The organism is Actinacidiphila acidipaludis, assembly GCF_019890725.1.
GTDB classification, from domain to species: Bacteria; Actinomycetota; Actinomycetes; order Streptomycetales; family Streptomycetaceae; genus Actinacidiphila; species Actinacidiphila acidipaludis.
In genome coordinates this window covers 177,741-200,754 of record NZ_JAINZZ010000008.1, presented here as the reverse complement: position 1 = coordinate 200,754, position 23,014 = coordinate 177,741, and the positions used below count along the sequence as shown (strand labels likewise).

General features: G+C 71.2%; 24 protein-coding genes. 13 read left to right on the top strand and 11 right to left on the bottom strand.

Features of this window, described 5'->3' with window-relative positions:
• On the bottom strand, positions 1-602 hold a 602-nt coding region (locus K7862_RS10330; protein ID WP_222962162.1), incomplete at its 3' end, for an aminoglycoside phosphotransferase family protein.
• Between the two features lie 156 nt (positions 603-758).
• Between K7862_RS10330 and K7862_RS10325 the strand changes: the two genes are divergently transcribed.
• The 7 genes from K7862_RS10325 to K7862_RS10295 all read left to right on the top strand — a co-directional run bounded on the left by K7862_RS10325 (position 759) and on the right by K7862_RS10295 (position 4,390).
• On the top strand, positions 759-1,397 hold the full coding sequence (locus K7862_RS10325) for a TMEM175 family protein (protein ID WP_222962161.1): 639 nt from the start codon (positions 759-761) through the stop codon (positions 1,395-1,397).
• Between the two features lie 57 nt (positions 1,398-1,454).
• Complete coding sequence (locus K7862_RS10320) at positions 1,455-2,246, top strand: hypothetical protein (protein WP_222962160.1); 792 nt, start codon at positions 1,455-1,457, stop codon at positions 2,244-2,246.
• Between the two features lie 52 nt (positions 2,247-2,298).
• A complete protein-coding gene (locus tag K7862_RS10315; protein ID WP_222962159.1) occupies positions 2,299-2,757 on the top strand; it encodes a TMEM175 family protein in 459 nt (152 codons plus the stop codon).
• Positions 2,758-2,852: 95 nt separating this feature from the next.
• Complete coding sequence (locus K7862_RS10310; RefSeq protein ID WP_222962158.1) at positions 2,853-3,158, top strand: hypothetical protein; 306 nt, start codon at positions 2,853-2,855, stop codon at positions 3,156-3,158.
• Between the two features lie 113 nt (positions 3,159-3,271).
• Entirely contained in the window at positions 3,272-3,559 is a 288-nt protein-coding gene (locus K7862_RS10305) for a hypothetical protein (protein WP_372461550.1), read from the top strand.
• A 4-nt stretch (positions 3,560-3,563) separates the two neighbouring features.
• Entirely contained in the window at positions 3,564-3,842 is a 279-nt protein-coding gene (locus K7862_RS10300; protein WP_222962157.1) for a hypothetical protein, read from the top strand.
• Entirely contained in the window at positions 3,839-4,390 is a 552-nt protein-coding gene (locus tag K7862_RS10295) for a hypothetical protein (protein ID WP_372461547.1), read from the top strand. The genes K7862_RS10300 and K7862_RS10295 overlap by 4 nt, the downstream gene beginning before the upstream one ends.
• Positions 4,391-4,431: 41 nt before the next feature.
• On the opposite strand, the gene K7862_RS10290 is transcribed toward K7862_RS10295, so the two are convergent.
• Positions 4,432-6,033 (bottom strand): Rieske 2Fe-2S domain-containing protein, encoded by a 1,602-nt coding sequence (locus K7862_RS10290; protein WP_222962156.1) that lies wholly within the window; start codon positions 6,031-6,033, stop codon positions 4,432-4,434.
• A 290-nt stretch (positions 6,034-6,323) separates the two neighbouring features.
• On the opposite strand from K7862_RS10290, the gene K7862_RS10285 reads away from it, so the two are divergent.
• Entirely contained in the window at positions 6,324-6,761 is a 438-nt protein-coding gene (locus K7862_RS10285; protein WP_222962155.1) for a VOC family protein, read from the top strand.
• A 67-nt stretch (positions 6,762-6,828) separates the two neighbouring features.
• On the opposite strand, the gene K7862_RS10280 is transcribed toward K7862_RS10285, so the two are convergent.
• The 4 genes from K7862_RS10280 to K7862_RS10265 all read right to left on the bottom strand — a co-directional run bounded on the left by K7862_RS10280 (position 6,829) and on the right by K7862_RS10265 (position 10,378).
• Positions 6,829-7,227 carry an OsmC family protein gene (locus tag K7862_RS10280; RefSeq protein ID WP_222962154.1) on the bottom strand — a complete coding sequence of 133 codons (399 nt, stop codon included), beginning with the start codon at positions 7,225-7,227 and terminating at the stop codon, positions 6,829-6,831.
• A 149-nt stretch (positions 7,228-7,376) separates the two neighbouring features.
• The gene (locus K7862_RS10275; RefSeq protein ID WP_222962153.1) at positions 7,377-7,865 is read right to left on the bottom strand and encodes a GNAT family N-acetyltransferase; all 489 of its coding nucleotides are present in this window, start codon (positions 7,863-7,865) and stop codon (positions 7,377-7,379) included.
• 115 nt (positions 7,866-7,980) lie between these two features.
• The gene (aceB, locus tag K7862_RS10270) at positions 7,981-9,618 is read right to left on the bottom strand and encodes a malate synthase A (RefSeq protein ID WP_222962152.1); all 1,638 of its coding nucleotides are present in this window, start codon (positions 9,616-9,618) and stop codon (positions 7,981-7,983) included.
• A 118-nt stretch (positions 9,619-9,736) separates the two neighbouring features.
• Positions 9,737-10,378 (bottom strand): nucleotidyltransferase family protein, encoded by a 642-nt coding sequence (locus K7862_RS10265; RefSeq protein ID WP_222962151.1) that lies wholly within the window; start codon positions 10,376-10,378, stop codon positions 9,737-9,739.
• 143 nt (positions 10,379-10,521) lie between these two features.
• Here K7862_RS10265 and K7862_RS10260 point away from each other — a divergent pair, with 143 nt between their 5' ends.
• Both K7862_RS10260 and K7862_RS10255 read left to right on the top strand, forming a co-directional pair.
• Positions 10,522-12,963: a serine/threonine-protein kinase gene (locus K7862_RS10260; protein WP_222962150.1), complete on the top strand. Its 2,442-nt coding sequence runs from the start codon at positions 10,522-10,524 to the stop codon at positions 12,961-12,963.
• A gap of 214 nt (positions 12,964-13,177) precedes the next feature.
• Entirely contained in the window at positions 13,178-13,483 is a 306-nt protein-coding gene (locus tag K7862_RS10255) for a DUF5955 family protein (RefSeq protein WP_308011925.1), read from the top strand.
• A 125-nt stretch (positions 13,484-13,608) separates the two neighbouring features.
• Here the strand turns inward: K7862_RS10255 and K7862_RS10250 are convergent, their stop codons facing one another.
• On the bottom strand, positions 13,609-14,382 hold the full coding sequence (locus tag K7862_RS10250; protein ID WP_372461546.1) for an IclR family transcriptional regulator: 774 nt from the start codon (positions 14,380-14,382) through the stop codon (positions 13,609-13,611).
• Between the two features lie 172 nt (positions 14,383-14,554).
• On the opposite strand from K7862_RS10250, the gene allB reads away from it, so the two are divergent.
• Complete coding sequence (gene allB, locus K7862_RS10245; protein WP_222962147.1) at positions 14,555-15,925, top strand: allantoinase AllB; 1,371 nt, start codon at positions 14,555-14,557, stop codon at positions 15,923-15,925.
• Positions 15,926-16,006: 81 nt separating this feature from the next.
• Here allB and K7862_RS10240 read toward each other — a convergent pair whose 3' ends face one another.
• The 4 genes from K7862_RS10240 to K7862_RS10225 are packed head-to-tail and all read right to left on the bottom strand — an operon-like array spanning position 16,007 to position 20,614.
• Positions 16,007-17,362 (bottom strand): GH1 family beta-glucosidase, encoded by a 1,356-nt coding sequence (locus K7862_RS10240; RefSeq protein ID WP_222962146.1) that lies wholly within the window; start codon positions 17,360-17,362, stop codon positions 16,007-16,009.
• A 28-nt stretch (positions 17,363-17,390) separates the two neighbouring features.
• Positions 17,391-18,260 (bottom strand): carbohydrate ABC transporter permease, encoded by an 870-nt coding sequence (locus K7862_RS10235; protein WP_222962145.1) that lies wholly within the window; start codon positions 18,258-18,260, stop codon positions 17,391-17,393.
• A complete protein-coding gene (locus K7862_RS10230; RefSeq protein ID WP_222962144.1) occupies positions 18,253-19,257 on the bottom strand; it encodes a carbohydrate ABC transporter permease in 1,005 nt (334 codons plus the stop codon). Before K7862_RS10230 ends, K7862_RS10235 begins: the two co-directional genes overlap by 8 nt.
• A gap of 16 nt (positions 19,258-19,273) precedes the next feature.
• A complete protein-coding gene (locus tag K7862_RS10225; protein WP_222962143.1) occupies positions 19,274-20,614 on the bottom strand; it encodes an ABC transporter substrate-binding protein in 1,341 nt (446 codons plus the stop codon).
• A 150-nt stretch (positions 20,615-20,764) separates the two neighbouring features.
• On the opposite strand from K7862_RS10225, the gene K7862_RS10220 reads away from it, so the two are divergent.
• Both K7862_RS10220 and K7862_RS10215 read left to right on the top strand, forming a co-directional pair.
• Entirely contained in the window at positions 20,765-22,075 is a 1,311-nt protein-coding gene (locus tag K7862_RS10220) for an ROK family transcriptional regulator (RefSeq protein ID WP_222962142.1), read from the top strand.
• A 58-nt stretch (positions 22,076-22,133) separates the two neighbouring features.
• Positions 22,134-22,955, top strand: a complete 822-nt coding sequence (locus K7862_RS10215; protein ID WP_222962141.1) for an AIM24 family protein — start codon at positions 22,134-22,136, stop codon at positions 22,953-22,955.
• The last annotated feature ends 59 nt before the right edge of the window (positions 22,956-23,014 follow it).

Below are 23,014 nucleotides of genomic sequence, written 5' to 3'. Positions count from 1 at the left end.
TCGACCATTAGGTTGTCCGTGTGCGCGTCCCCGTGCACGGGCCCCATGCCGGAGTCGAAATCGAGCTTCGCCAACCGCTCCGCCAGCTCCAACCGGCGCTTGCGCAGGAACATCCGATCGTCCTCGGGTATACCCTCAGCCACTTCGATGCGGCGGTCAGAGCGCCCGAAGGCGTCGAAGGGCGGCAGGCCGAGGCGGGGCGGAGGAGTCAGCGAGTGCAGGTCCCGGAGGACCGCCCCCAGTTCGCCGTACGTTGCCGGCCGCCCGGCATCCTCGATCAAGCGCCAGAACGTCACTGGGTGCCCATCGACCGTCAGCGGCTGGTCGATGTCGTCCACGGCCCGGACCGCGGGGAAGCGCTCATCTGCCAGCCAGCGGGACACGGCCACCTCACGCCGTGCGGAGGGCAGGTAAGCCGGTCCCCGAGCAACGCGGACCACCACCGGTGCGGCGGCAAGCCGGTACAAGGCGTTCTCCCCAAAGCGGAGTTGTTCAGCACCTTCGTCGTCCAGGCCCGCGATCCGGCAGGCGGAGGCCATCACTTGTGCCGCGGACGCCGACGTGAATCCCGCACCCGAACCGAGGTCAGAGTCAGACGCCATGGCCTTCCGCGTTCCCCAATCGTCTCGCCGCTACCGTCGCGCGAGCACTGGCCACACGCGACGCGCACCGAACACGACGATAGCGGCTACGTCCTGGGAGCGATCATGCGAGGCTGAGCGGCCGTATCACGTGCCGGGTTCCAACTGGGGGACAGGATGAACGAGTCAGGACGCGTCGAGGCGTTCAGCGACGGGGTGTTCGCCATCGCGATCACGCTACTTGTGCTGGAGATCAAGGTCCCGGAAGGTGCTGCCGATCACTTGTGGTCGGCGATCGGGGCGATGTGGCCCTCGTACGCCGCCTATGTCGTGACGTTCTTGATCATTGGCATTATGTGGGTTAACCACCACACGATCTTCCAGTACATCGCCCGGGTGGACCGGACGTTGCTGTTCCTGAACCTCATGCTGCTGATGGGTGTGGCGGCGTTGCCGTGGCCGGCGTCGGTTGTGGCGGCGTACCTGCGGGAGGGCAACGCGGCGCATGTGGCGCTGGCCGTGTACAGCTTGTTCCTGGTCTTCCACGCCTTGGTGTTCGGCGCGATGTGGTGGCACCTCACGCGCACGGGTCATCTCTTCGATGACCGGGTGGACGTCGAGGCGGCCCGCGCCACCCGAGGGCGGTTCGCGCTCGGCTCGATCGTGTACCCCATCACGGTCGGCCTCTCCTTCGTCTCGGCCCCGTTGACGCTGGCCGTCCACGGGTTGATCGCGGTCTACTACGCGTTCAACCAGGTGCCGGTGCCGACCAAGGGGGAGTCCGCACCCGCTGGGCCGTCCGAAAGGGCCCGCTGATGCTTTGCTGCCTCGGCATTGACTCCGCTTCGAGGCTTGCAGCCGAAAGGAGTGGCCGTGCTGTCTTTTCTGCTCCCCGGCCTGCGTGAGTTGAGGACGCCGCTCGCGGCCGGATACATCTGGATTGCCAACCTATGGATAACCATCGGGGGACGACTCCCTTCCAAGGACCCTGGTCACGGCCCTCTGTCCGCCGCGTGGAAATTTGGGCAGTTCCTTGGGAAGCCTGCACTCCTTGTGGTCCTCAGCTTCGCTGCCTACTTGGTCGGTAGTTTTCTGGAGATAGACCCATTGCGTATGTGGGATCATGGTGGTCGACCCGCATGGCTCACCCGAATGCGCAATTTGCTTAGGCGAGTGCCGCTTCTATCTCGACTGCGCTTCCTTCCGGTTTCGAACCAGGCGCGCGATGATATTGCGAGATTTTCGGAAGGCGCTTCGGCGTCAGCTACGGCGAACCCTGTCGGCGCCATGGAAATCTTGACAAATATTATGAGAGAGGAAAATCAGATCGCGACTCGACTCCAAGCTCGGAACATCGACCTCTATAACAAGTATGACAGGCTACTTGGTGAGAGTTCCTTCAGGATTAATATTGCTCTGCCGCTGGCTATGTTCTTCCTGGTGGTCCTCTGGGCCTCGCCCGTGAGCCTGCCGCTGAAATTTATAATGACACTCGCCAGTGTGGGTTACGCAATTCTTCTGTTCCGTCAGGGGGTGCAGAAGGCTATTCGCTCCAGGGATGTGATTACTCAGGCGCTGGCCGTTGGGATAGTCGAGTCCACGTACCTGCAACGCCGTATCGAGGCTGACAACGCTTCGCCTCAGGCTGGCGGCCCTCAGTCGTAAGTGGGCTCACCAAGCGCCGGGAGCGGGATCGTCCACACTGCACGGACGAGGCTTGACGTGGGTCAACCACCACACGATCTTCCAGTACATCGCGCGGGTGGATCGGACGCTGCTGTTCCTCAACCTGATGCTGCTGATGGGAGTGGCGGCGCTGCCGTGGCCGGCCTCGGTGGTGGCTTCCTACCTGCGCGAGGGCAACGCGGCCCATGTGGCCCTCGCCGTCTACAGCTTGTTCCTGGTCTTCCACGCGCTGGTGTTCGGGGCGATGTGGTGGCACCTCACGCGCACGGGCCATCTCTTCGACGACCGGGTCGACGTCGAGGCGGCCCGCGCCACCCGCGCCCGTTTCGCCCTCGGCTCGATCGTGTACCCCATCACGGTGGGCCTGTCCTTCGTCTCGGCCCCCCTGACGCTCGCGGTCCACGGCCTGATCGCCCTGTACTACGCCTTCAACCAGGTCCCGGTGCCGACCAAGCCCCAGGCCGCTCCCGCTGGGTCTTCCGCAAGTTAGCGCTGCGATGGGGCGGTTCCAGGATCGACCAGTCTGGGACCGGGCAGTAGTTTCTGGGGCCGCTCGAGGAGCCAAGTCAGTACGGATGAGATGGCATGATCATCAACATGGACGCGCGCGTGTGGCTGCCCGGGGAACGCACCGGTGGATCCTTGGACGAGGTCTTCCAGCGCGTCCGAGATGCGGTACCGAGCCTGGCGATCGAATGCCTGGAAGGCCCCCTCGGAACGGACGACGAGCGTCGTTTCTTCCTTCGCGTCGGCGGGAGTCTCGAAGCGGTCGAAGTGGAGAGCCGTCCCGGAGGCCGACCTCCCTTCATCATCTCGGATGAGTACCAGCAACTCGATGCGGTTGATCCTGTGTCCGCATCCGCAGCGGTCCTCGACTTCTTGAAGGCGTAAGCCCCCGTCGAGCCGCATGTGCCGTCGAGTGATCAGGCCCGCATGCGCGAACACTGCATGGGCGAGGCTTGACGTGGGTCAACCACCACACGATCTTCCAGTACATCGCGCGGGTGGACCGGACGCTGCTGTTCCTCAACCTGATGCTGCTGATGGGAGTGGCGGCGCTGCCGTGGCCGGCCTCGGTGGTGCCTGCGCGAGGGCAGGGGGCCATCGCCTCCTCGATGGCGGCATGCAGGTCCTGGTGTGCCTCAGCGGACAGGCACACCGTGACCACTTCGTGCGCCATGCCCGTCCCCCTTCCCTCGTCCGGTGGCCTCACATGCTGGCACGGGACGCCGCGGTCCGGCAGGCCATCTCTTTCCGGGACAACGCCCGCTCGTGGCGGGCTGATTGGATGATCGGGTGACGGAATCGGCGGCGCTGACCGACGCGTGCGGGTCGGCGGAACACGTGGGCGAACTGCTGGACCGGTTCGAGGAGGACCCGAGCGGAACGTGGTCCGCGCTGATGGACCACCGGTGTTCGCGGCTGGACACCGCCTTCGACGCCGGCTTCGCGGCGCTTCCACGGCTGGCGGCGATCGCGCAGGGCGCCCGCCGTCTCTTCGGGCGGGTCCCCTGCCCGGGCTGCCGGACGGACTTCGCCGTCGCCGAGTGCGTGGTGGCCCGTTGGACGCCGTGACGGGGCAGGAAGACGACGGAGCCGGCCGCCGGCTGTACCACTATGTCGGCCCGGACGATCTGCGCCGGCTTGTGCAGGCCGGCCGTGCCGGTTTCCGGGTGGACTCCGCCGCGGATTTCGAACGGTGGGCCGGGGAACGGCCGGCCGGGGAACTGGCCGAACCGTTCACCTTCGTCGTCGGTGCGGACGGTGTGCTGCGCCTGGCGGCACGGCGGAGCGAGCACGTGGTCTGCGCGGGGGGCGAACCGGTACTGAGCGCCGGCGAGATGGCGTTCACGCGGGAGGCGGGCCGGTGGGCCGTGGCGGAGGTCAGCAATCAGTCGACCGGCTACTGCCCGGACGGCACCTCCTGGCCCGCCGTCGCCGACGCTCTGCGCCGCGCCGGGGTCGAGGCGCCGGACGGGTTCACCCACGCCGTGGTGTTCCGCCGCTGCCCGGCCTGCGCTCAGCTCAACCTCGTACGCGAGGACGACTTCGTGTGCGTGTTCTGCGAGGCGGACCTTCCCGCGCGTTGGAACGTCGACGGGAGCCGTCGGGAACGCCCGTAGACGGACCCGCACGACGGGGACCGACGTCACCGATTCACCGATCAGACGGTCAACACCCCTCCTGAGGCCGCTTCTTGGGCCTCGTCGTCCGGGACGGCCGCCGGCGTGGTGGTCCGCTCCGCACGGATGTCGTGGTCGTCCGAGGTGAGGCAACGGCCGGTGGACAGGTCGAACATCCAGCCGTGCAGCGCGCAGGTGAGGACGCCGTCCTCGACCGAGCCGAAATCGGTGAGGTCGGCGCGGAGGTGCGGGCAGCGGCGTTGCACCTGCCAGTCGTCGATGACGATGTCCTCACCGTCGTCGTCGGCGGAGGCGTAGTAGTTCTCCACGTAGTCGATGCGTTCCTCGGACAGGCACTTGAAGAACGTGTAGACGAACTCGTTGTAGGGGCCCACGCGTTCGGCGCTGAAGCGCAGCGAGAGGAGCAGGCTGTTGGACCAGTCGTTCTCCCGCGCCGCGATGTTGGTGGCCACGAGGTCCGCGGGCGCGGACAGCGTGTAGCGGCAGCGCTCCCCGTCCCACAGCCGGACCTGCCGGGCGGGGAAGTCGACGACGACGGCGGTGTCGCCGACGTCGAGCCGCAGCGGTCCGCCCACGCCGTCGCAGATCCGGTGCGCGCGGGCCAGCAGGGGCTCCCACCAGTCCTTGAGGGCGGCCAGCAGTTCGTCGCGGGGGAGCGCCGGGGCGCGTCCGGCCCGTTCGGCGGCCAGTTCCGGCTTCCGGCGGCGCGCGTAGGCCCGGAGGTACTCGGCTTTGTGCTCGAACAGGTACGTCATCTCCTGGGGGTCGTACCGGTGCGTGACCTCGCACTCGCTCTTGCTCAGCTTGGCGACGCTGCCCGGCAGCCACATGTGCGCCGCGACGTCGGGACGCTGCCGGGCGAGCTCGTCCACGAACTCCCGCTGGTCGGTGAAGATGCTCTCTCCGTCCCGGCCGGTGCCGTTGAGGTGGAGCAGGTCGTCGTCGAGGAAGCACGGCGGGCCGGAGTTGGGGAAGACGTTGGCCGCCTGGAGGGCGTCGATGTAGCGCACCGCCCGCTCGAACTGTCCCTGGCGCTTGCGCTCGGCGAACTTGCGCTTCGCGGTGTCGGGGATGCGGTAGACCATCGGCCACCAGATGGCTCCGGAGAACTGGAGGAGGTGGGCGTGGACCTCGCCGAACTCACGGATGGCGGCGATGTCCAGCGGATGGGCGTCGTTCTGGTTGAGCAGGACCGTCTGGCCGTCGTCCACGGACAGCGCCGAGTCGCCGATGGGACCGTCCCCGGGCCCGGTCAGGGCGGTGACCATCAGGCGCAGGCCGTCCCGCTCGACGGGCACACCGCTGCGGGTGCGCAGGAACCGGGTGAAGCCCAGCCCCCGCAGCTCGCACTCCAGCTCGTCGGTGGGGAAGGCGGGCAGCAGGACGGTGACGTCCTTGCGCACGTGCCGGCGCAGGATCACCGGATCGAAGTGGTCGCGGTGCAGGTGCGACACGTACAGGTAGTCGGCGTTGCGGCCGTAGCCGTCCCAGTCGAGATCGCTGTTGTCGGGGAACGGGAACCACGATCCGAAGAACGCCGGGGAGACCCATGGGTCGCACAGGACGGACCCGGCCGGCGTCTCGATGAACAGTCCTGCGTGCCCCAACCCGGTGATACGCACAGGGCAACTCCGATACGGCTCGTCGCACAGCCGCACCCACGGAGGAAGGACGGCTTCGGTCCGTTCCGACGATCAGGTGGCCGGGGCGCGGGCGCAGCGAGAGGATCAGCCGATTGACCGGCACCCGAACGCGTCACCCCTGGTAGAGCCGACGGCCGCCCGCCGAGATCACCGTTTCGGCCGTCGCCGAATTGCAGCACCGGCGGTGCCCGCCGCCGGGAGCGGGCGGGTACGTTGAGGGGGATCCGAGCCCGCAGCCGACGTCGGAAACAGGGAGGGGCGGCACCGGCATGGACGTTCTCTTCGTCACGAGCGTGGCCGCGGTGGTCACCGACCCGCCGGAGAGCCGCAAGCTGTTCATCGACGCCCTCGGACTGCCCCTGGAGGGGGAAGGCGACGGCTACTACTCCAGCGGGAGCGTGGCCGGGACGCGGCATTTCGGGCTGTGGCCGCTCTCGCAGGCGGCCGAGGCCTGCTTCGGCACGGCCCAGTGGCCCCCCGACCGGGTGGTCCCGCAGGCGTCGATCGAGTTCGAGGTGGCCGACGCGGACGCCGTCGCGGCCGCCGGCGCCGAGCTCCAGCGCGCGGGCTTCGAGCTGCTGCATCCGGCTCGCACCGAACCATGGGGCCAGACGGTGGCCCGGCTCCTCACCGAGGACGGCCTGATCGTCGGGATCTCCTACGCCCCCTCCCTGCACGAGGGGCCGGACGACCGGACTCCCGGCTGAGCCCTGCCGCCCGGGGCAGGAGGGCGACCCGCCGCCCGCGACTGCTGCGCGGCAGAAGGCCGCCCGCTCAACCCGCCGCGCGGGCGACCGTCGTGGACTGACGCAGGGCGCGGGGGATCTCGGCGGCCTCGTCGACGGCGGCGAGCAGGGCCGTGAGGTCGGACGCCGGGGCGTCGCTGTCGAGCTCGACGGCGTAGGAGATGCCGGTCGACTGCCAGGTGGAGGTGTCGAAGCCGCCCTCCGCCCGGACGCGGACGCCCCGCAGTTCGACGCCCGCGGCCCCGGCCTCGCGGTAGAGGTCGTTGAGCACGCAGGCCGCCACCGCCAGGTGCAGTACGTGGCCGCCGGTGAACGCCGTCCGCACGCCGACGCCGCCGGGCGTCCAGCGGTGCGGCAGGCGGACGTCGTCGCCGTCCTCCGTCAGGAACGAGCCCGCGCTCGCCACCACCGTGAACCGCTCATCCATGGGTGTCCTCCCCCCCCAGCCGTGGCGCACGGCCGCGGCCGGACCCGGATCCGTCCCCGCATCATGGCGCAACCCGACGCGCCGAGCGGGGACTTCGCCGACTCCGGCGCGACGGCGGCGGGTGGGAGGCGACGGCCACGGCGGCCGCGTCACAGCTCCCGGTACATCACGTGCAGGCCGACGGGACCCAGCTCGGGGTGGCGGAAGCCCCCGGGGACCGTGCCCAGCACCCGGAAGCCGAGGGAGGTGTAGAGCGCGACCGCGGCCTTGTTGGACTCCACCACCGCGTTGAACTGCATCCCGTGGTATCCCTCGCGGGCCGCCCAGGCCAGCGCCTCGGTGCACAGCGCCCGTCCGACGCCGCGACCGGCGTGCGCGGGGTCGACCATGAAGCTGGCGCTGGAGATGTGCGCGCCGTTCCCCTTCTGGTTGGGGTTCATCTTCGCCGTTCCGAGGACGCGTCCCGACGCGTCGACGGCGACGACCGTGCGGCCGGGAGCGCTCAGCAGCCAGTAGTCCCGGCCCTGTCGCCCGGTGATGTCGAGGGGGTAGGTGAAGGTCTCGCCCGCACGGCAGATGTCGCGCAGGAACGGCCAGATGTGCGGCCAGTCGGCCTCGGTCACGTCACGGATGAGCATGGGTCCATGCTGGACGGCGGGGCGGCGCCCGACAACGGATTCAGCCGTCGCCGAATCCGGCGGCCGGGCCCACGGGTTCACGTGCCGCCCCGCGGGCCCCTGCCGACCGGCGGACTCACCCCTCCAGCTGCTCGTACGCGGGCAGCGTCAGGAAGTCGGCGTACTCCGTGTCGAGCGCGGTCCGCAGCAGCAGCTCGTACGCCTCGGTCCACCTGCCGGTGGCGAACGCGTCCTCGCCCACCTCGTCGCGGATCGCGGTGAGTTCGTCGGCGGCCACCTGGCGGACGAGCTCGGGCGTGGCCTTGCCCGGTGTGCCGGTGCCCTCGACGTCCTCGAACACCACGCCCGCGTTGGTCCACTGCCAGATCTGCGACCGGGAGATCTCCGCGGTCGCGGCGTCCTCCATCAGGTTGAAGATCGCCACCGCGCCCATGCCGCGCAGCCACGCCTCGATGTAACGGATGCCGACCTGGACGGCGTTGCGCAGCCCCTCGAACGTCGGCCGGGCGTCGAGCGAGGCGACGTCGATCAGCTCGGCCGCGGTGACGTGGACGTCCTCGCGCAGCCGGTCCTTCTGGTGCGGGCGGTCGCCGAGGACCGCGTCGAACGACGCCTGGGCGATCGGCACCAGGTCGGGGTGCGCGACCCAGGAGCCGTCGAAGCCGTCCCCGGCCTCGCGGTCCTTGTCGGCCTTCACCTTCTCGAAGGCCACCCGGTTGACCTCCGGGTCCCGGCGCGAGGGGATGAACGCCGCCATGCCGCCGATCGCGTGTGCGCCGCGCTTGTGGCAGGTACGCACGAGCAGTTCGGTGTAGGCGCGCATGAACGGGGCGGTCATGGTGACCGCGTTGCGGTCCGGGAGGACGAACCGGGCGCCGGCGTCACGGAAGTTCTTCACGATCGAGAACAGGTAGTCCCACCGGCCGGCGTTGAGGCCCGAGGCGTGGTCGCGGAGTTCGTAGAGGATCTCCTCCATCTCGTACGCGGCGGTGATCGTCTCGATCAGCACGGTGGCCCGCACGGTGCCCTGGGCGATGCCCAGACGGTCCTGGGCGAAGACGAACACGTCGTTCCACAGCCGGGCTTCGAGGTGCGACTCGGTCTTGGGCAGGTAGAAGTACGGGCCCTTGCCGAGGTCCAGCAGCCGCTGCGCGTTGTGGAAGAAGTAGAGGCCGAAGTCGACCAGCCCGCCCGGCATCTGCTCGCCGTCGACGGTCAGATGGCGCTCGTTCAGGTGCCAGCCGCGCGGCCGCACCACGACGGTGGCGAGTTCGCCGGCGTCCTTGAGCGCGTAGGTCTTGCCCTCAGGCGAGGTGAAGTCGATCCGGCGCTCGTAGGCGTCGATCAGGTTCACCTGGCCGCCGACGACGTTCGCCCACGTGGGGGCGGAGGCGTCCTCGAAGTCGGCGAGCCAGATCCGCGCACCGGAGTTGAGGGCGTTGACGGTCATCTTGCGGTCGGTGGGCCCGGTGATCTCGACCCGGCGGTCCTGCAGCGCGGCGGGGGCCGGCGCCACCTGCCAGTCGCCGTCACGGATGTCCGCGGTCTCGGACAGGAAGTCGAGGGTGGCCGTGCGGGCGATCTCGGCGCGCCGGCGCGCCCGGCGCTCCAGCAGTTCGGCCCGGCGCGGGGCGAACCGGCGGTGCAGTTCGCCGAGGAAGGCGAGCGCCTGGGGGGTCAGCACCTCCTCCCCGCGGGGTACCGGGCCTGCGGCCGCGCTGACGACCGCCGGGGACGAGGCGCTTGCGGACATCTGTCACTCCTCCAGAGGGTGCCTGGGGCGGGCCGCGGCAGCCTGGCACGCGGTGCCGTGCCCGGTCGGCGGCCGAAGCTTTCTGCAAGGTGGAGCATAGTTTTCGCAGTGCGGAAGTTCAACGTTTTGTGGCACGCTGTGCAGCGGCTTCCAGAAGCCGCAGGTCGGCGGGGGTGTCGATGTCGGCGTGGTCACTGATGTCGCCGCACTCCACCAGCACGGTCTGCTCCGCGTGCTCGCGCAGGTACGTGCGCGCCCCCCGGTCCTCGCCCGCGCTGCAGGCCACACCCGCCCACCGGCTGGCGCCGATCAGCACCGGGTGCCCGCGCCGGCCGTCGTACATCGCCGACACCAGACCCGACACCAGGTCGTCGCCCTCACGGGCCGCGGCGACCACCCGCGCCACCGCCGCTCCCGTCACCCCCGGCTGGTCGACCAGCCCGATCACCGTCGCGGCCGGCGGCGGCGACACGGCGGCCAGCGAGGCGAGACCCGCCCGCAGCGACGACCCCATGCCCTCGGTCCAGTGCGGGTTCTCCACCACCACGCAGCCCGTCAGATCGGCCCGCTCGCGCACCTCGGCGGCCGCCGCGCCGAGCACCACGTGCACCGGGCCGCAACCGCCGTCCCGCAGCACCGACACCGCGTGCTCCACCAGCGGCCGGTCGCCGTACGGCAGCAGCGCCTTGGGCCGGCCCCCCAACCGCCGCCCCCCGCCGGCCGCCAGCAGCAGTCCGGCCACCTCGCCTTTTGAGTCCATCCCTCCTGGATACCGTGCGGGACGCCGAGGTGGAACAGGGCACAGGTGGCGTGGCGTGTTCCGGTATCGTCGGGCCGTGCCGCGCGAGGGGGATCGCGAGGGGGATCACCTGTGCGGCGAGCACTGGGGAGGGACGGGGACTGATGGGCGCGTCGTACAGCGGCCCTGATTTCCGGCAGCCGGCGTTCGAGCCGACGACCGCCGACGATCCGGCGGCCGTTTCCGGGCACCGCGTCAGCGCGCGGCTCGGCACGAGCGCGCTCGGCCGGGTCTATCTCGCGCACGCGCCGGGCGGCCAGCCGGTGGCGCTCACCGTGGTCCACCCCGAACTGGCCGCGCGTGAGGGCTTCGCGGTGCGCTTCCACCGCGACGCGCAGGAGGCCGGCGACGTCCAGGCGCCGGGCGCGCTGCCGTTGCTCGGCAGCGGCCAGGAGGGCGGACGGTTCTGGACCGCCACCGCGTACGTGCCGGCGCTGCCCCTGGACACGGCGGTCACCGGGCACGGCCCGCTGCCGACCCGCGTCGTGCTGCGGCTGCTCGCCGGACTCGCCCAGACGCTGCAGGGGCTGCACCACGCCGGGGTGGTCCACGGCGACCTGCGGCCCGCGCACGTGCTGCTCGCCGCCGACGGGCCCAAGGTCACCGGGTACGGGCTGGCGGCCGTGGCGGGCCCCGCGCTGGAGGGGCAGGGGCCCGCGTTCCTCGCGCCCGAGCAGGCCGCGGGCAGGCCGGCGACGGCGGCCACCGACGTCTTCGCGCTGGGCCAGATCGCGGCGTACGCCTCCATCGGCCGGCCGCCGTTCGACGACCCGGCCCGCATCGCGCAGGACGAGCCGGACCTCAACGAACTCCCGGGCGAGCTGCGGGAGATCGTCACCCGCTGCCTGATCAAGGAGCCGGGCCTGCGGCCGTCGCTCGCCCAGGTGGTCACCATGTGCGGGCAGGCGGCGCCGCCGTCCCCGCACGCCCGCCCCGACACCTGGCTTCCCCCGGCGCTGCTGGCGGCCATCGTCCCCGCGATGCCCCCGCCGCACCCGGCGGCCACCGCCGGGAGCGCGGCTCCTGGCAACGCACCGGCCCCCGCACCCCCCTCGCCTTCGCCCGCTCCGGCCGGGCCCGATGGCCAGCCGGCTCCCGCACCGGGCGGTCCGGTGGGTCCCGCGCCCCCGGTCGTCGCGCCGGGCGGTTCGGTGGGTCCCGCGCCCCCGGTCGTCGCGCCGGGCGGTTCGGTGGGTCCCGCGCATCCGGTCGTCGCGCCCGGTGGTCCGGTGGGTCCCGCGCATCCGGTCGTCGCGCCCGGTGGTCCGGTGGGTCCCGCGCATCCGGTCGTCGCGCCCGGTGGTCCGGTGGGTCCCGCCCACCCGGCTCCCGCGCATCCGGCCGCGGGGGAGGAGGCGGCGGCGGACGCGGTCGCCGCCCCGGGCGCGACGCCTCCGCCTGCCGTTCCGGCGGCTCCGGACGGAACCGGGACGCCGGCGCACCCGTCGGCTCCACCCGTCCCCGGCGGACAGCCTCCGTCCCTCCCGGCCGCCAACTCCCCGCGGGGGCAGGGCAGTCCGGTCCCGCATGGAGCGCCGGCTCCACCCGTCCCCGGTGGGCAGCCTCCGTCCCTCCCGGCCGCCAACTCCCCGCAGCGGCAGGCCAGTCCGGTCCCGCCTGGAGCGCCGGCTCCACCCGTCCCCGGCGGACAGCCTCCGTCCCTCCCGGCCGCCAACTCCCCGCGGGGGCAGGGCAGTCCGGTCCCGCCTGGAGCGCCGGCTCCACCCGTCCCCGGTGGGCAGGTTCCGTCCGCGCCCGGTGTGCCGGTTCCGTCCGCGCACGGTGCGCAGGTCCCGCCGCTCCCCGGGCCGGGAGCACCGCCGGGCGCAGGGCACTGGGGACCGGGGGCCCTGCACTGGCCGCACCTCCCGCACATGCCGCATCTGCCGCTCGCCCGGCCCCGGCGCAGGACCGCGGGTGTGACCGCGGCCGCCGTGGGGCTGATCCTCGCGGTGGGCGCCGGTGTCGCGCTCGCGGGCGGGATGGGCGGCAGCGGGCACGACGACGCCGACGGGAAGGGGTTCGGTGCGACCGCGCCCGGCCGGTCCGGCACGGCGGCGACGCCTTCCGCCGGGGCCGCCGCGCCCACCACGCCCGTACCGAGGACACCCGTGCCGACGACACCCATGAGCCCCACGCCCGACCCCACGAGCCCCGCCCCGGGAACCGTCTACCAGGGGATCCGGTTGCAGGCCGGTTCCTCGCTGGCGCTGCTCGACGACCCGCCGTCGGTGCAACCGGACGCCTCGGGCGGCTCGTTCGGCCTGGACGAGCGCGGAGACGCGTTCATCGCCGAGCCGCACCAGGCGGGGCTGTCGCTGCCCGCGCAGGGCCTGCCGCCGACGCTCGACACCTGCCGCGGCGACACGAGCGCCGACGTCGCCTCGATCCCCCGGCAGTCGGTCGGGGTGGGCGGCGGACGCATCTGCGTGCACATGACCGACGGCACCACCGCTCTGGTGACCGTGCGTCAGTTCCAGTCACCCGCCGGCCGGCCGCCGTCCGCCGTCATCGACGTGACGGTGTGGCACCAGCTTGACCATTAGTGCTGATAGTGCCGAAAGTGACGTGCTGGACGACCCACAGCAAGATGGCGGCCGCTGCGCTGAACGGAATTCAGCGCATTTTCGTTGGACTGTGTAGCGCCGTGGTGCCGAGTCGCGTTTACTGATCCGCTCCGGAGCGACCGACCGGTGATCACAGGGTGCGAGCATGCAGGGCCGAAGGCAGGGGAACAGGTACGTGCTGGGGGAGACACAGGTGCTCGAAGACGACCGCGGTGGTGCGTCACCCGCGCTCGGGGACCGCACGGATGTGGGGCTGCACGGTGCGGTGGCCCGCCTGAGGCGTGAACTCGCCGCCTATCAGCGACCGTTACCGGACCGATCGGTCGCCGAGGACGAACTCGACGCGCTGGCCGCCCACGCGGCGGAGCCCGTGCCCGACACCGAACGGCTGCGTCACTCCTTACTCCTGGTCGCCGCCGCGCTCGGGTCGGTCAGTGCCCTGTCCGGGGCGCTGGACCGGCTGCGGGAGGCCGTGGAGACACTGGCGGCGTCGCGGTGAGGTGAGGCGCCCGGGATCGGGCCGCGCGAACCGGCGGGATGTGCGGGACGGGCAGGATGTGCAGGACCGGCGGGACGGGCTGGTACGGCGGACCCGGGTGGAGCGGCCGGCCGACGGGTGGGCCGTCAACTCACCGGCGCCGCGCCGTTGTTGCTGAGCGCCACCGACAGCCGCTGCGCCACGCCGTGCAGCACGGGGACGATCTTGTCCGTCGCGCCCTCGGTGACCCGGCCGGCCGGGCCGGAGATGGAGATCGCCGCCGCGGTGGGGGAGTCGGGGACGGTGACCGCCAGGCATCGCACGCCGACCTCCTGCTCGTTGTCGTCGACCGCGTAGCCGAGTTCGCGGATCCGCTCCAGCTCGGCGAGGAACGCGTCCGGCTCGGTGATCGTGCGGTCGGTCGCGGCGGGCATGCCGGTGCGAGCCAGCAGCGCGCGCACCTCGCCGGGCGGCAGTGAGGCCAGCAGGGCCTTGCCGACGCCGGTGGAGTGCGGCAGCACGCGCCGGCCGACCTCGGTGAACATCCGCATCGAGTGGCGGGAGGGCACCTGGGCGACGTAGACCACCTCGTCGCCGTCGAGCAGCGCCATGTTCGCGGTCTCGCCGGTCGCCTCGACCAGTTCGGCGAGATAGGGCCGGGCCCAGGTGCCGAGCAGCCGCGCGGCGCCCTCGCCGAGCCGGATCAGCCGGGGTCCCAGCGCGTAGCGGCGGTTGGGCTGCTGGCGGACGTAGCCGCAGGCCACGAGGGTGCGCATCAGACGGTGGATGGTGGGGAGCGGCAGTCCGCTGCCGGCCGACAGCTCGCTGAGGCCGACCTCGCCGCCCGCGTCGGCCATCCGCTCCAGCAGGTCGAAGGCGCGTTCCAGTGACTGGACGCCTCCGGTGCGGTCAGCAGACACCTGCGCTCCCCTCGGTCGACCGGTGATCCCGGTGCACGGCATCCGCGTACACGGAGTACGGATGCGGAATACGGCTTTCGCTCTGTGGAATCCTACCGCCCTTGACGTCCGGCAGAACGATACCCACCATGGCCGTCAACAGAACGTTGAATTTCTGAGCCGGAGGCCGCCAGTGACAGGGGACGACCAGGTACTGCGTTCGACGCGCGTCGTGACCCCGGACGGGGAGCGGCCCGCCTCGGTCACCGTGGCCGGCGGCACGATCACGGGCGTGCTGCCGTACGACGCCGCCGTCCCCGGCGCCCGGCTCACCGACCTCGGGGACGACGTCCTGCTGCCGGGCCTGGTCGACACCCATGTGCACATCAACGACCCCGGCCGGAGCGAGTGGGAGGGCTTCGCGACCGCGACCGCGGCCGCCGCGGCGGGCGGGATCACCACGGTGATCGACATGCCGCTCAACAGCATCCCGCCGACCACCACCACCGCCCACCTCGACGTGAAGCGGGCGGCCGCGCGCGGCCGGGTGCACGTCGACACCGGCTTCTGGGGCGGCGCGATCCCCGGCAACGTCAAGGACCTGCGACCGCTGCACGACGCGGGCGTGTTCGGCTTCAAGTGCTTCCTGCTGCACTCCGGCGTGGACGAGTTCCCCCAGCTCGGCGCCGGGGAACTGGCCGACGCGCTGGCCGAGGTGACGCCGTTCGACGGCCTGCTCATCGTGCACGCCGAGGATCCGCTGCTGATCGACGCGGCCCCCAGCAGGCCCGGCCCGAAGTACGCCGACTTCCTGGCGTCGCGCCCGCCGGCCGCCGAGGACACCGCGATCGCCGGACTGATCGCGCTCGCACGGCGGTTCGGGGCCCGCATCCACATCCTCCACCTGTCGTCGGCGGGCGCGCTGCCGGTGATCGCGCGGGCCCGGCGTGAGGGCGTGCGGCTCACCGTAGAGACCTGCCCGCACTTCCTCACCCTGACCGCCGAGGAAGTCCCGGACGGGGCCACGGAGTTCAAGTGCTGCCCGCCGATCCGCGAGGCGGCCAACCAGGACGCGCTGTGGCAGGCGCTGACCGACGGCACCATCGACTGCGTGGTCTCCGACCACTCGCCGTCCACCGTCGACCTCAAGGCCCGCGACACCGGCGACTTCGCGGCGGCCTGGGGCGGCATCTCCTCGCTGCAGCTCGGGCTGTCCGCGGTGTGGACCGAGGCCCGGCGCCGCGGCCACACGGTCGCCGACGTGGCCCGCTGGATGTCGGCGGGGCCCGCGGCGCTGGCCGGACTCGGCGGCACCAAGGGCGCCGTCGCACCCGGGTACGACGCCGACTTCGCGGTGCTCGCGCCCGACGCGACGTTCACCGTCGACCCGGCCCGTCTGCACCACCGCAACCCCCTCACCGCCTATGCCGGACGGACCCTGCACGGCGTGGTCCGCGCGACCTATCTGGGCGGGCAGGTGATCGCCCGCGACGGCGAACTCGGCGCGCCCGCGGGCCGCTTGCTGACCCGCCCGGCCCCGGCTCCGGCCCCGGCACCGCGCTAGTTTCGTGCCGGGCCGCGCCGGTCCGGAAGACGCCGGTGGCCCGGGACATGACGTCACCGGGCCACCGGACGGCGCGCGGGTTCAGGCCGCGCGCCGGACCCTGCGCCGGTGTGCGGCGATGATGTCCGCGTACCGGCGTCCGCTGCCCTTGACGGTGCGGACCTGCGTGGCGTAGTCGACGTGGACGAGGCCGAAGCGCTTGTCGTAGCCGTACGCCCACTCGAAGTTGTCCATCAGCGACCAGGCGTAGTAACCGGCCAGCGGGACACCCCGCTTGACCGCCCGGGCGCAGGCGGCCAGGTGCTCCTCGAGGTACTGCACCCGCTCGGGGTCGTCGACCTGGCCGTCGGGGCCGACCGTGTCGGGGTACGCCGAACCGTTCTCCGTGACGAAGATCTTGCGGGCGCCGTACTCCTCCGACAGCCGGACCAGCAGCGTCTCCAGGCCGTCGGAGTTCACCTCCCAGTCCATCGCGGTGCGCCGCAGGCCCGGCAGGTAGGCCATCTTGGCGTACGGGGCCGGTCCGGTCGGGTCGTCCACGACGGTCTGCGGGAAGTAGTAGTTCAGGCCCAGCCAGTCCAGCGGAGCCGCGATCAGCTCCATGTCGCCGTCCTTGACCGGCAGGTCGACGCCGTACAGCTCCACCATGTCCTGCGGGTAGCCGCGCCCGTGGATCGGGTCCAGCCACCAGCGGTTGGTGTGCCCGTCGGCGCGGCGCGCGGCCGCGACGTCGGCGTCGCGTTCGGTCGCCGCCTCGATCGGGCTGAGGTTGTTGACGATGCCGATCCGCAGGTCGGAGTGCGCGGCACGCAGCGCCTGCACGGCCAGGCCGTGGCCCAGGTGCAGGTGGAACGAGGCGCGCACGGCGGCCGTCAGGTCGGTCCAGCCGGGCGCCATGGTGCCCTCGAGGTGGCCGATCCACGCCGAGCACAGCGGCTCGTTGAGGGTCGCCCAGTCCTTGACGCGGTCACCGAGCGCGTCGGCGACGACCGCCGCGTACTCGCCGAACCGCTCGGCGGTCTCCCGCTCGGGCCAGCCGCCGCGGTCCTGCTGCGCCTGCGGCAGGTCCCAGTGGTAGAGCGTCGCGTTGGGGCTGATGCCCGCTTCCAGCAGGGAGTCCACCAGTCGGTCGTAGAAGGCCAGACCGGCCGCGTTGACCGCGCCGGAGCCCTGCGGGACGATCCGCGGCCACGCGATGGAGAAGCGGTACGAGTCGAGCCCCAGAGCCTTCATCAGCTCCAGGTCCTCGGGCACACGGTGGTAGTGGTCGCAGGCGACGTCGCCGGTGTCGCCGCCCGCCACCTTGCCGGGGGTATGGGAGAAGGTGTCCCAGATGGACGGGGCCCGGCCGTCCTCGTCCACCGCTCCCTCGATCTGGTACGCGGCGGTGGCCGCTCCCCAGACGAAATCGGCGGGAAGAGCGCTCAGGTCGTTCACAAAGATTCCAATTCTTCGGGAGGCGGGGTTACTTGACGGCGCCGGCGGTCAACCCGGCGACGAGGTAACGCTGGAGGAGCAGGAATCCGGCGACCACCGGCACGCTCACCACGAGGGAGGCGGCCATGACCTGGTTCCAGTAGACGTCGTTCTGGGTGGCGTACTCGCGCAGGCCCACGGCGAGGGTGCGGGTGCTGGAGTTCGTCATCACCGAGGCGAACAGCACCTCGCCCCACGCGGTCATGAACGCGTACACGCTGACCGCGACGATGCCGGGGATGGCGGCGGGGACGACCACGCGGAACAGCGCGCCGAACGGGCCGCAGCCGTCCACCTTGGCGGCCTCGTCCAGGTCCCGCGGGATCGAGTCGAAGTAGCCGACCAGCATCCAGATCGAGAACGGCAGCGAGAACGTCAGGTAGGTGATGATCAGCCCGAGCCGGCTGCCGTTGAGCGTGATGCCCGTGCTGTTCCCGATGTTGACGAAGATCAGGTACAGCGGCAGCAGGAAGAGGATGCCGGGGAACATCTGGGTGGACAGCACCGTCACGGTGAAGACCTTGCGGCCCGCGAACCGGTAGCGGCTCACGCCGTAGGCGGCGAAGATCGCCACCACGACCGAGAACACCGTCGCACTCACCGAGACGATCAGCGAGTTCACGAAGTAGTGCGCGAGCGGGACGGTCTTCCAGATGTCCACGTAGGGCCGGAACGTCAGCCCGTGCGGAATCCACTTGAACGAACCCTGCACGTCCTGGAGGTTCTTCAGGGACGAGCTGAGCATCACGTACACGGGCGTGAGCACGAACAGCAGCAGCAGGGTCAGCACGACGCGCCGCGTCCACAGGAAGGACTTCGGCTGCGCCATCGGGGACGGCTGCACCGGGATCCTAGGCATCGGCGTCGCCCCGCTTCCTGGACGTGAACAACAGGTACACCGCGGTCACCAGCAGCAGGAACAGCAGCAGGAGCACGGACATCGCCGAGCCCGAGCCGAAGTTCCAGGTGATGAACGACGACTGGTAGATGTGGATGGAGATCAGGTCCGCCTGGTGCGGCGCGGACTGACCGAACATCACGTAGGGGGTGTTGAAGTCGTTGAACGTCCACAGGAACAGCACCAGCACGAGCACCTGGTTGACCGGGCGCAGCGAGGGCATGGTGATCTTCCTGATCTGCTGCCAGACGCCGGCGCCGTCCATCGCCGCGGCCTCGTAGAGCTCGCGCGGGATGTTCTGCAGACCGGCCATCAGGGCCAGGAAGGCGAACGGCCAGGACTTCCAGACCGACACGATGACCATCGCCCAGAAGCTGTTGTCACCGATCAGCCAGAACGGCTTGTTCGAGGTGACGTGCAGCTGGTCGTGGAGGACGTGGTTCACCAGGCCGGTGTCCTGCTGGAACATGAACGTCCAGGTGATCAGCGCCGCGTAGGCCGGCAGCGCGTAGGGCACCAGGAAGATCGCGCGCATGATCGCGCGGCCGCGGAAGGAGTCCTGCATCAGGATCGCGGCAGCGGTCCCCAGCAGCCAGGACAGGGCGACCGACAGCACGGTGTAGGCCAGCGTCACCCAGAACGAGTGCAGCAGCGCCTGGCCGATCGGCTCATGGATCTTGATCGCGGCACGGTAGTTGTCGAACCCGGCCCACGGAGCCTTGCTCCAGTTGCGGATGAAGAAGAGGGTCAGGTTCTTGAAGCTGATGACGATGCCGAAGAACATCGGCACGATGTGGATCAGCAGTTCGGCGATGAGGGCGGGAAGCAGCAGCAGGTACGGCAGGCCTATCTGGCGCAGCCGTTCGATCGCACGCGGCCGCAGCCGGCGCCCGGCAGCGGTCTTGCTGCTGCCGGGGCCGGCTTCGGGCGCCTGCCGTGGAGGGGCGGTGGCAGTCATGGAGGAGGGCCGATCCTTAGGACGCGGGCATCTGCTGCTGCGCCTTGGTCAGCGCGGCCTTGACGGAGTCGTCCGTCACGGGCTTGCCGGCTGCGGCGTCGGCGAACAGGTCCTTGATCGCGGTGCCGACGAGCGTCTCGAACTGGCTCTCGTTGGGCACCTGCGGCAGCGGCGCGGCGGAGCTGCTGAGCACACTGGCCAGGACCTTCAGGTCGGGCGTCTGGAACGCCGGGTCGCTCTGCGCCTCCTTGACCGGCGGCAGCGAACCGTAGGTGCCGTTGAGGATCTTCTGCTCCGGCGTGCTGGTCATGAACTTCACCAGCGCCTCGGCGGCGGCCTTGTGCTTGGTGTTCTGGAACACCGCCAGGTTGATGCCGGCCACCATGGACGTCACACCGGCGTCACCGGTGGCACCCGCGGTCTGGGTCGGCACCGGCACCACGCCGTACTGGTCGGGCGACATGCCGTGCGCCTTGATGGAGGTCGCGGCGGACTGCCACATCATCATCGCGGCCTTGCCGGTGGCGAAGTCGGTGATGGTCTGGTTCTGCGAGTACTCCGCGTCGCCCTTGGCGGCCACCTTGTCGGCGGCGATGAAGTCGACGTACTGCTTGACCGCGGCCACGTTCGCCGGGGTGTCGAAGGTCGCCTTGCCCGAGGCGTCGAACCAGTCCGAGCCGCGCTGCTTGGCGAGCACGAAGGCGTGGTGGATGTTCTCCGAGCCGTTGCTGCCCTCGACCGCGAGGCCGTAGTGGCCGCCGGTGGTCAGCTTCTTGGCGTCGTCCACCAATTCCGACCAGGTCTTCGGCGGGTTGGCGATGCCCGCGTCGGAGAACATCTTCTTGTTGTAGTACAGGCCGTACGCCATCGAGTACAGCGGCACGGCGGCCGGGTCCTTGCCGGCCGCACCGGCGGCGGCGATGGCGGCGGGCGCGAACCGGTCCTTGCCGCCGATGGCGGTGAAGGCGCTGGCGTCCCACGGCATGAGCGCACCGGTGGCCTGCAGCGAGGCCGACCACGTGTTGCCGATGTTGAGCACGTCCGGGCCCTGACCCGAAGTGGTCGCCGCCAGGATGCGGTTGAGCAGATCGGCCCAGCCGATCACCTCCAGCTTGACCTTGATGCCGGTCTGCTGGGTGAACTTGTTCAGCTCGGGGGTGAGCACCTGCTTGTCGTTGTCGAGGCTGGTGCCCTGGTTGCTCGCCCAGTACGTGATGGTCTGGCCCTTGAGGCTGGCGGGATCGCTCTTGTCGCCGCTGCTGTCGGAGCCGCCGCCACACGCGGTGGCGGTCAGACCGAGCGCGGCCACGAGGGCGGTGGCCGCGAGGAGTCTGCTGGAGGTGCTGGAGGTGCGCATACCGGTTCCCTCTCAGGGGGTGGGGATCGCTTCAGGAAGTGAACAGCGCCTGTGCCTTAATTCAGGCCGTGATTTAACTTGTGAGAAAAGGTGGCGTCAAGACCTTGTGCAGCGATAGATTCACGCCGGACGGGCTGACAGGGAGGGTCGATGGCTGAGCGGGGCAAGCGGACCGTGCGTGACCTGCGGCGCGGCAACCGTGCATCGCTTCTGCGTCATTTGTATTTCGAAGGGCCCCTCAGCCGTCAGGAGCTGGGCCGGGACACCGGTCTGAGCGCAGGTTCCATCAGCAACGTCGTGGGCGAACTCATCGCGGACGGCATGGTCGAGGAGGCCGGGGCCGTCGAGTCCGACGGCGGCCGCCCCCGCACCCTGCTCCAGGTCTCCGCCGCCTTCGGCTACGTCGTCGGGGTCGACGTCGGCGAAACCCGCGTCCGCGTCGAGCTGTTCGACCTCGCCCTGACCGAGCGCGCCTCCGCCGACCTCCCGCTGTCCGACAGCGGCCACGACGTCGACCACGTCGTCAGCCTCGCCCTGCGGGGCATCGAGTCCGTGGTGCGCGAGGCCGGCATCGACGACAGCGAGGTCCTCGGCGTCGGCATCGGCGTCCCCGGCATCGTCGAGCACACCCCCGCCGAGGGCGGCCGGCCGGCCGCGCCCGGCGAGGCGGACGGCATCGTCGTGCACGGCCAGACCATCGGCTGGGAGGCCGTGCCGCTGGGCCGCCTGCTGCGGGCCGGCACCGCGCTGCCGCTCTACATCGACAACGGCGCCAAGACCCTCGGCCAGGCCGAGATGTGGTTCGGCGGCGGCCGCGGCTCCCGCAACGTCGTCATCGCTCTCATCGGCTCCGGCGTCGGCGCCTGCGTCGTCGCCGACGGCACCCCGTACCACGGCGCCAGCAGCAGCGCGGGGGAGTGGGGGCACACCACCCTGCGCGTGGGCGGGCGCGTCTGCCGCTGCGGCTCCCGCGGCTGCCTGGAGGCCTACGTCGGCGCCGAGGCGCTGCTCGGCCGTTGGCCGTCCGCACCCGGCGACGTCAGCGAGGAGACCGCCCTCGCCGCGCTGCTCGCCGCCGCCGACCACGACCCGGAGGCCGGCGCCCTGCTCGCCGAGACCGCCGAGTACCTCGGCGCCGGCATCGCCGACCTGATCAACCTCTTCAACCCCGAGCGCATCGTCATCGGCGGCTGGGCCGGACTGCTGCTCGGCCCCCGGCTGCTGCCCGCGGTCCGCGACGTCGCCGCCGCCTACGCGCTGCGCCACCCCTGCGCCCAGACCTCCATCGAGCTGGGCAGGCTCGGCGCCGACGCCGTCACCGTCGGCGCCGCCACCCTCCCGCTGGCCCGCTTCCTCGACACCGGCGGCGAACGGCCGGTGCGGCTTCCCGCCCAGCAGGCCGAGAGCCCCGACACCGGCCCCGACCCCTTGCGGAACCGAATCGCCCGGGCGGTACGTTGACCGGGCGGTGCCACCGCACCCACCCGGTACCACCAGCTCGTCCTGAGGAGTCCCCGCTGTGACCCTGCAGCAGCAGATCGTCGGCAACGCCATGCAGATGGCCGTCTGCACCCTGAACCCCGGCCAGACGGTGTACTGCGAGGCGGGCAAGTTCCTGTTCAAGACCGCCAACGTCACCATGGAGACGCGGCTCGGCGGCCCCGGCACCCGCAACAGCGGCCAGCAGGGCGGCGCGGGCGGCGGCGGAGGCATGGGCGGCCTGCTGCGCCAGGCGATGGGCACCGCCATGCAGGTCGGCCAGCGCGCCCTGGCCGGCGAGTCCCTCGCCTTCCAGTACTTCACCGCCGCCGGCGGCGAGGGCACGGTGGGCTTCGCCGGTGTGCTGCCCGGCGAGATGCGGGCCCTGGAGCTCAACGGCTCGCGGGCCTGGTTCGCGGAGAAGGACGCGTTCGTGGCCGCCGAGGAGACCGTCCAGTTCGGCATCGCGTTCGCCGGCGGCCGCCAGGGCATGAGCGGCGGCGAGGGCTTCATCCTGGAGAAGTTCACCGGCCACGGCACCGTGATCATCGCCGGTGCGGGCAACTTCATCGACCTCAACCCCGCGGACTTCGGCGGCCGGATCGAGGTCGACACCGGCTGCATCGTCGCCTTCGAGGAGGGCATCCAGTACGGCGTGCAGCGCATCGGCGGCCTCAACCGCCAGGGCATCATGAACGCCGTCTTCGGCGGTGAGGGCCTGTCGCTGGCCACCCTGGAGGGCAACGGCCGTGTGATCCTGCAGTCCATGACCATCGAGGGCCTGGCCAACGCACTGAAGAAGGCCCAGGGCGGCGACAAGCAGGGACCGACCGGCGGGTTGTTCTCCACCCACGTCGGCTGAGCCCCGGTCGCTGTCGCGGGCGCAGGTGCGGGCGCCGGCGCAGGTGCTGTCGCAGTCGC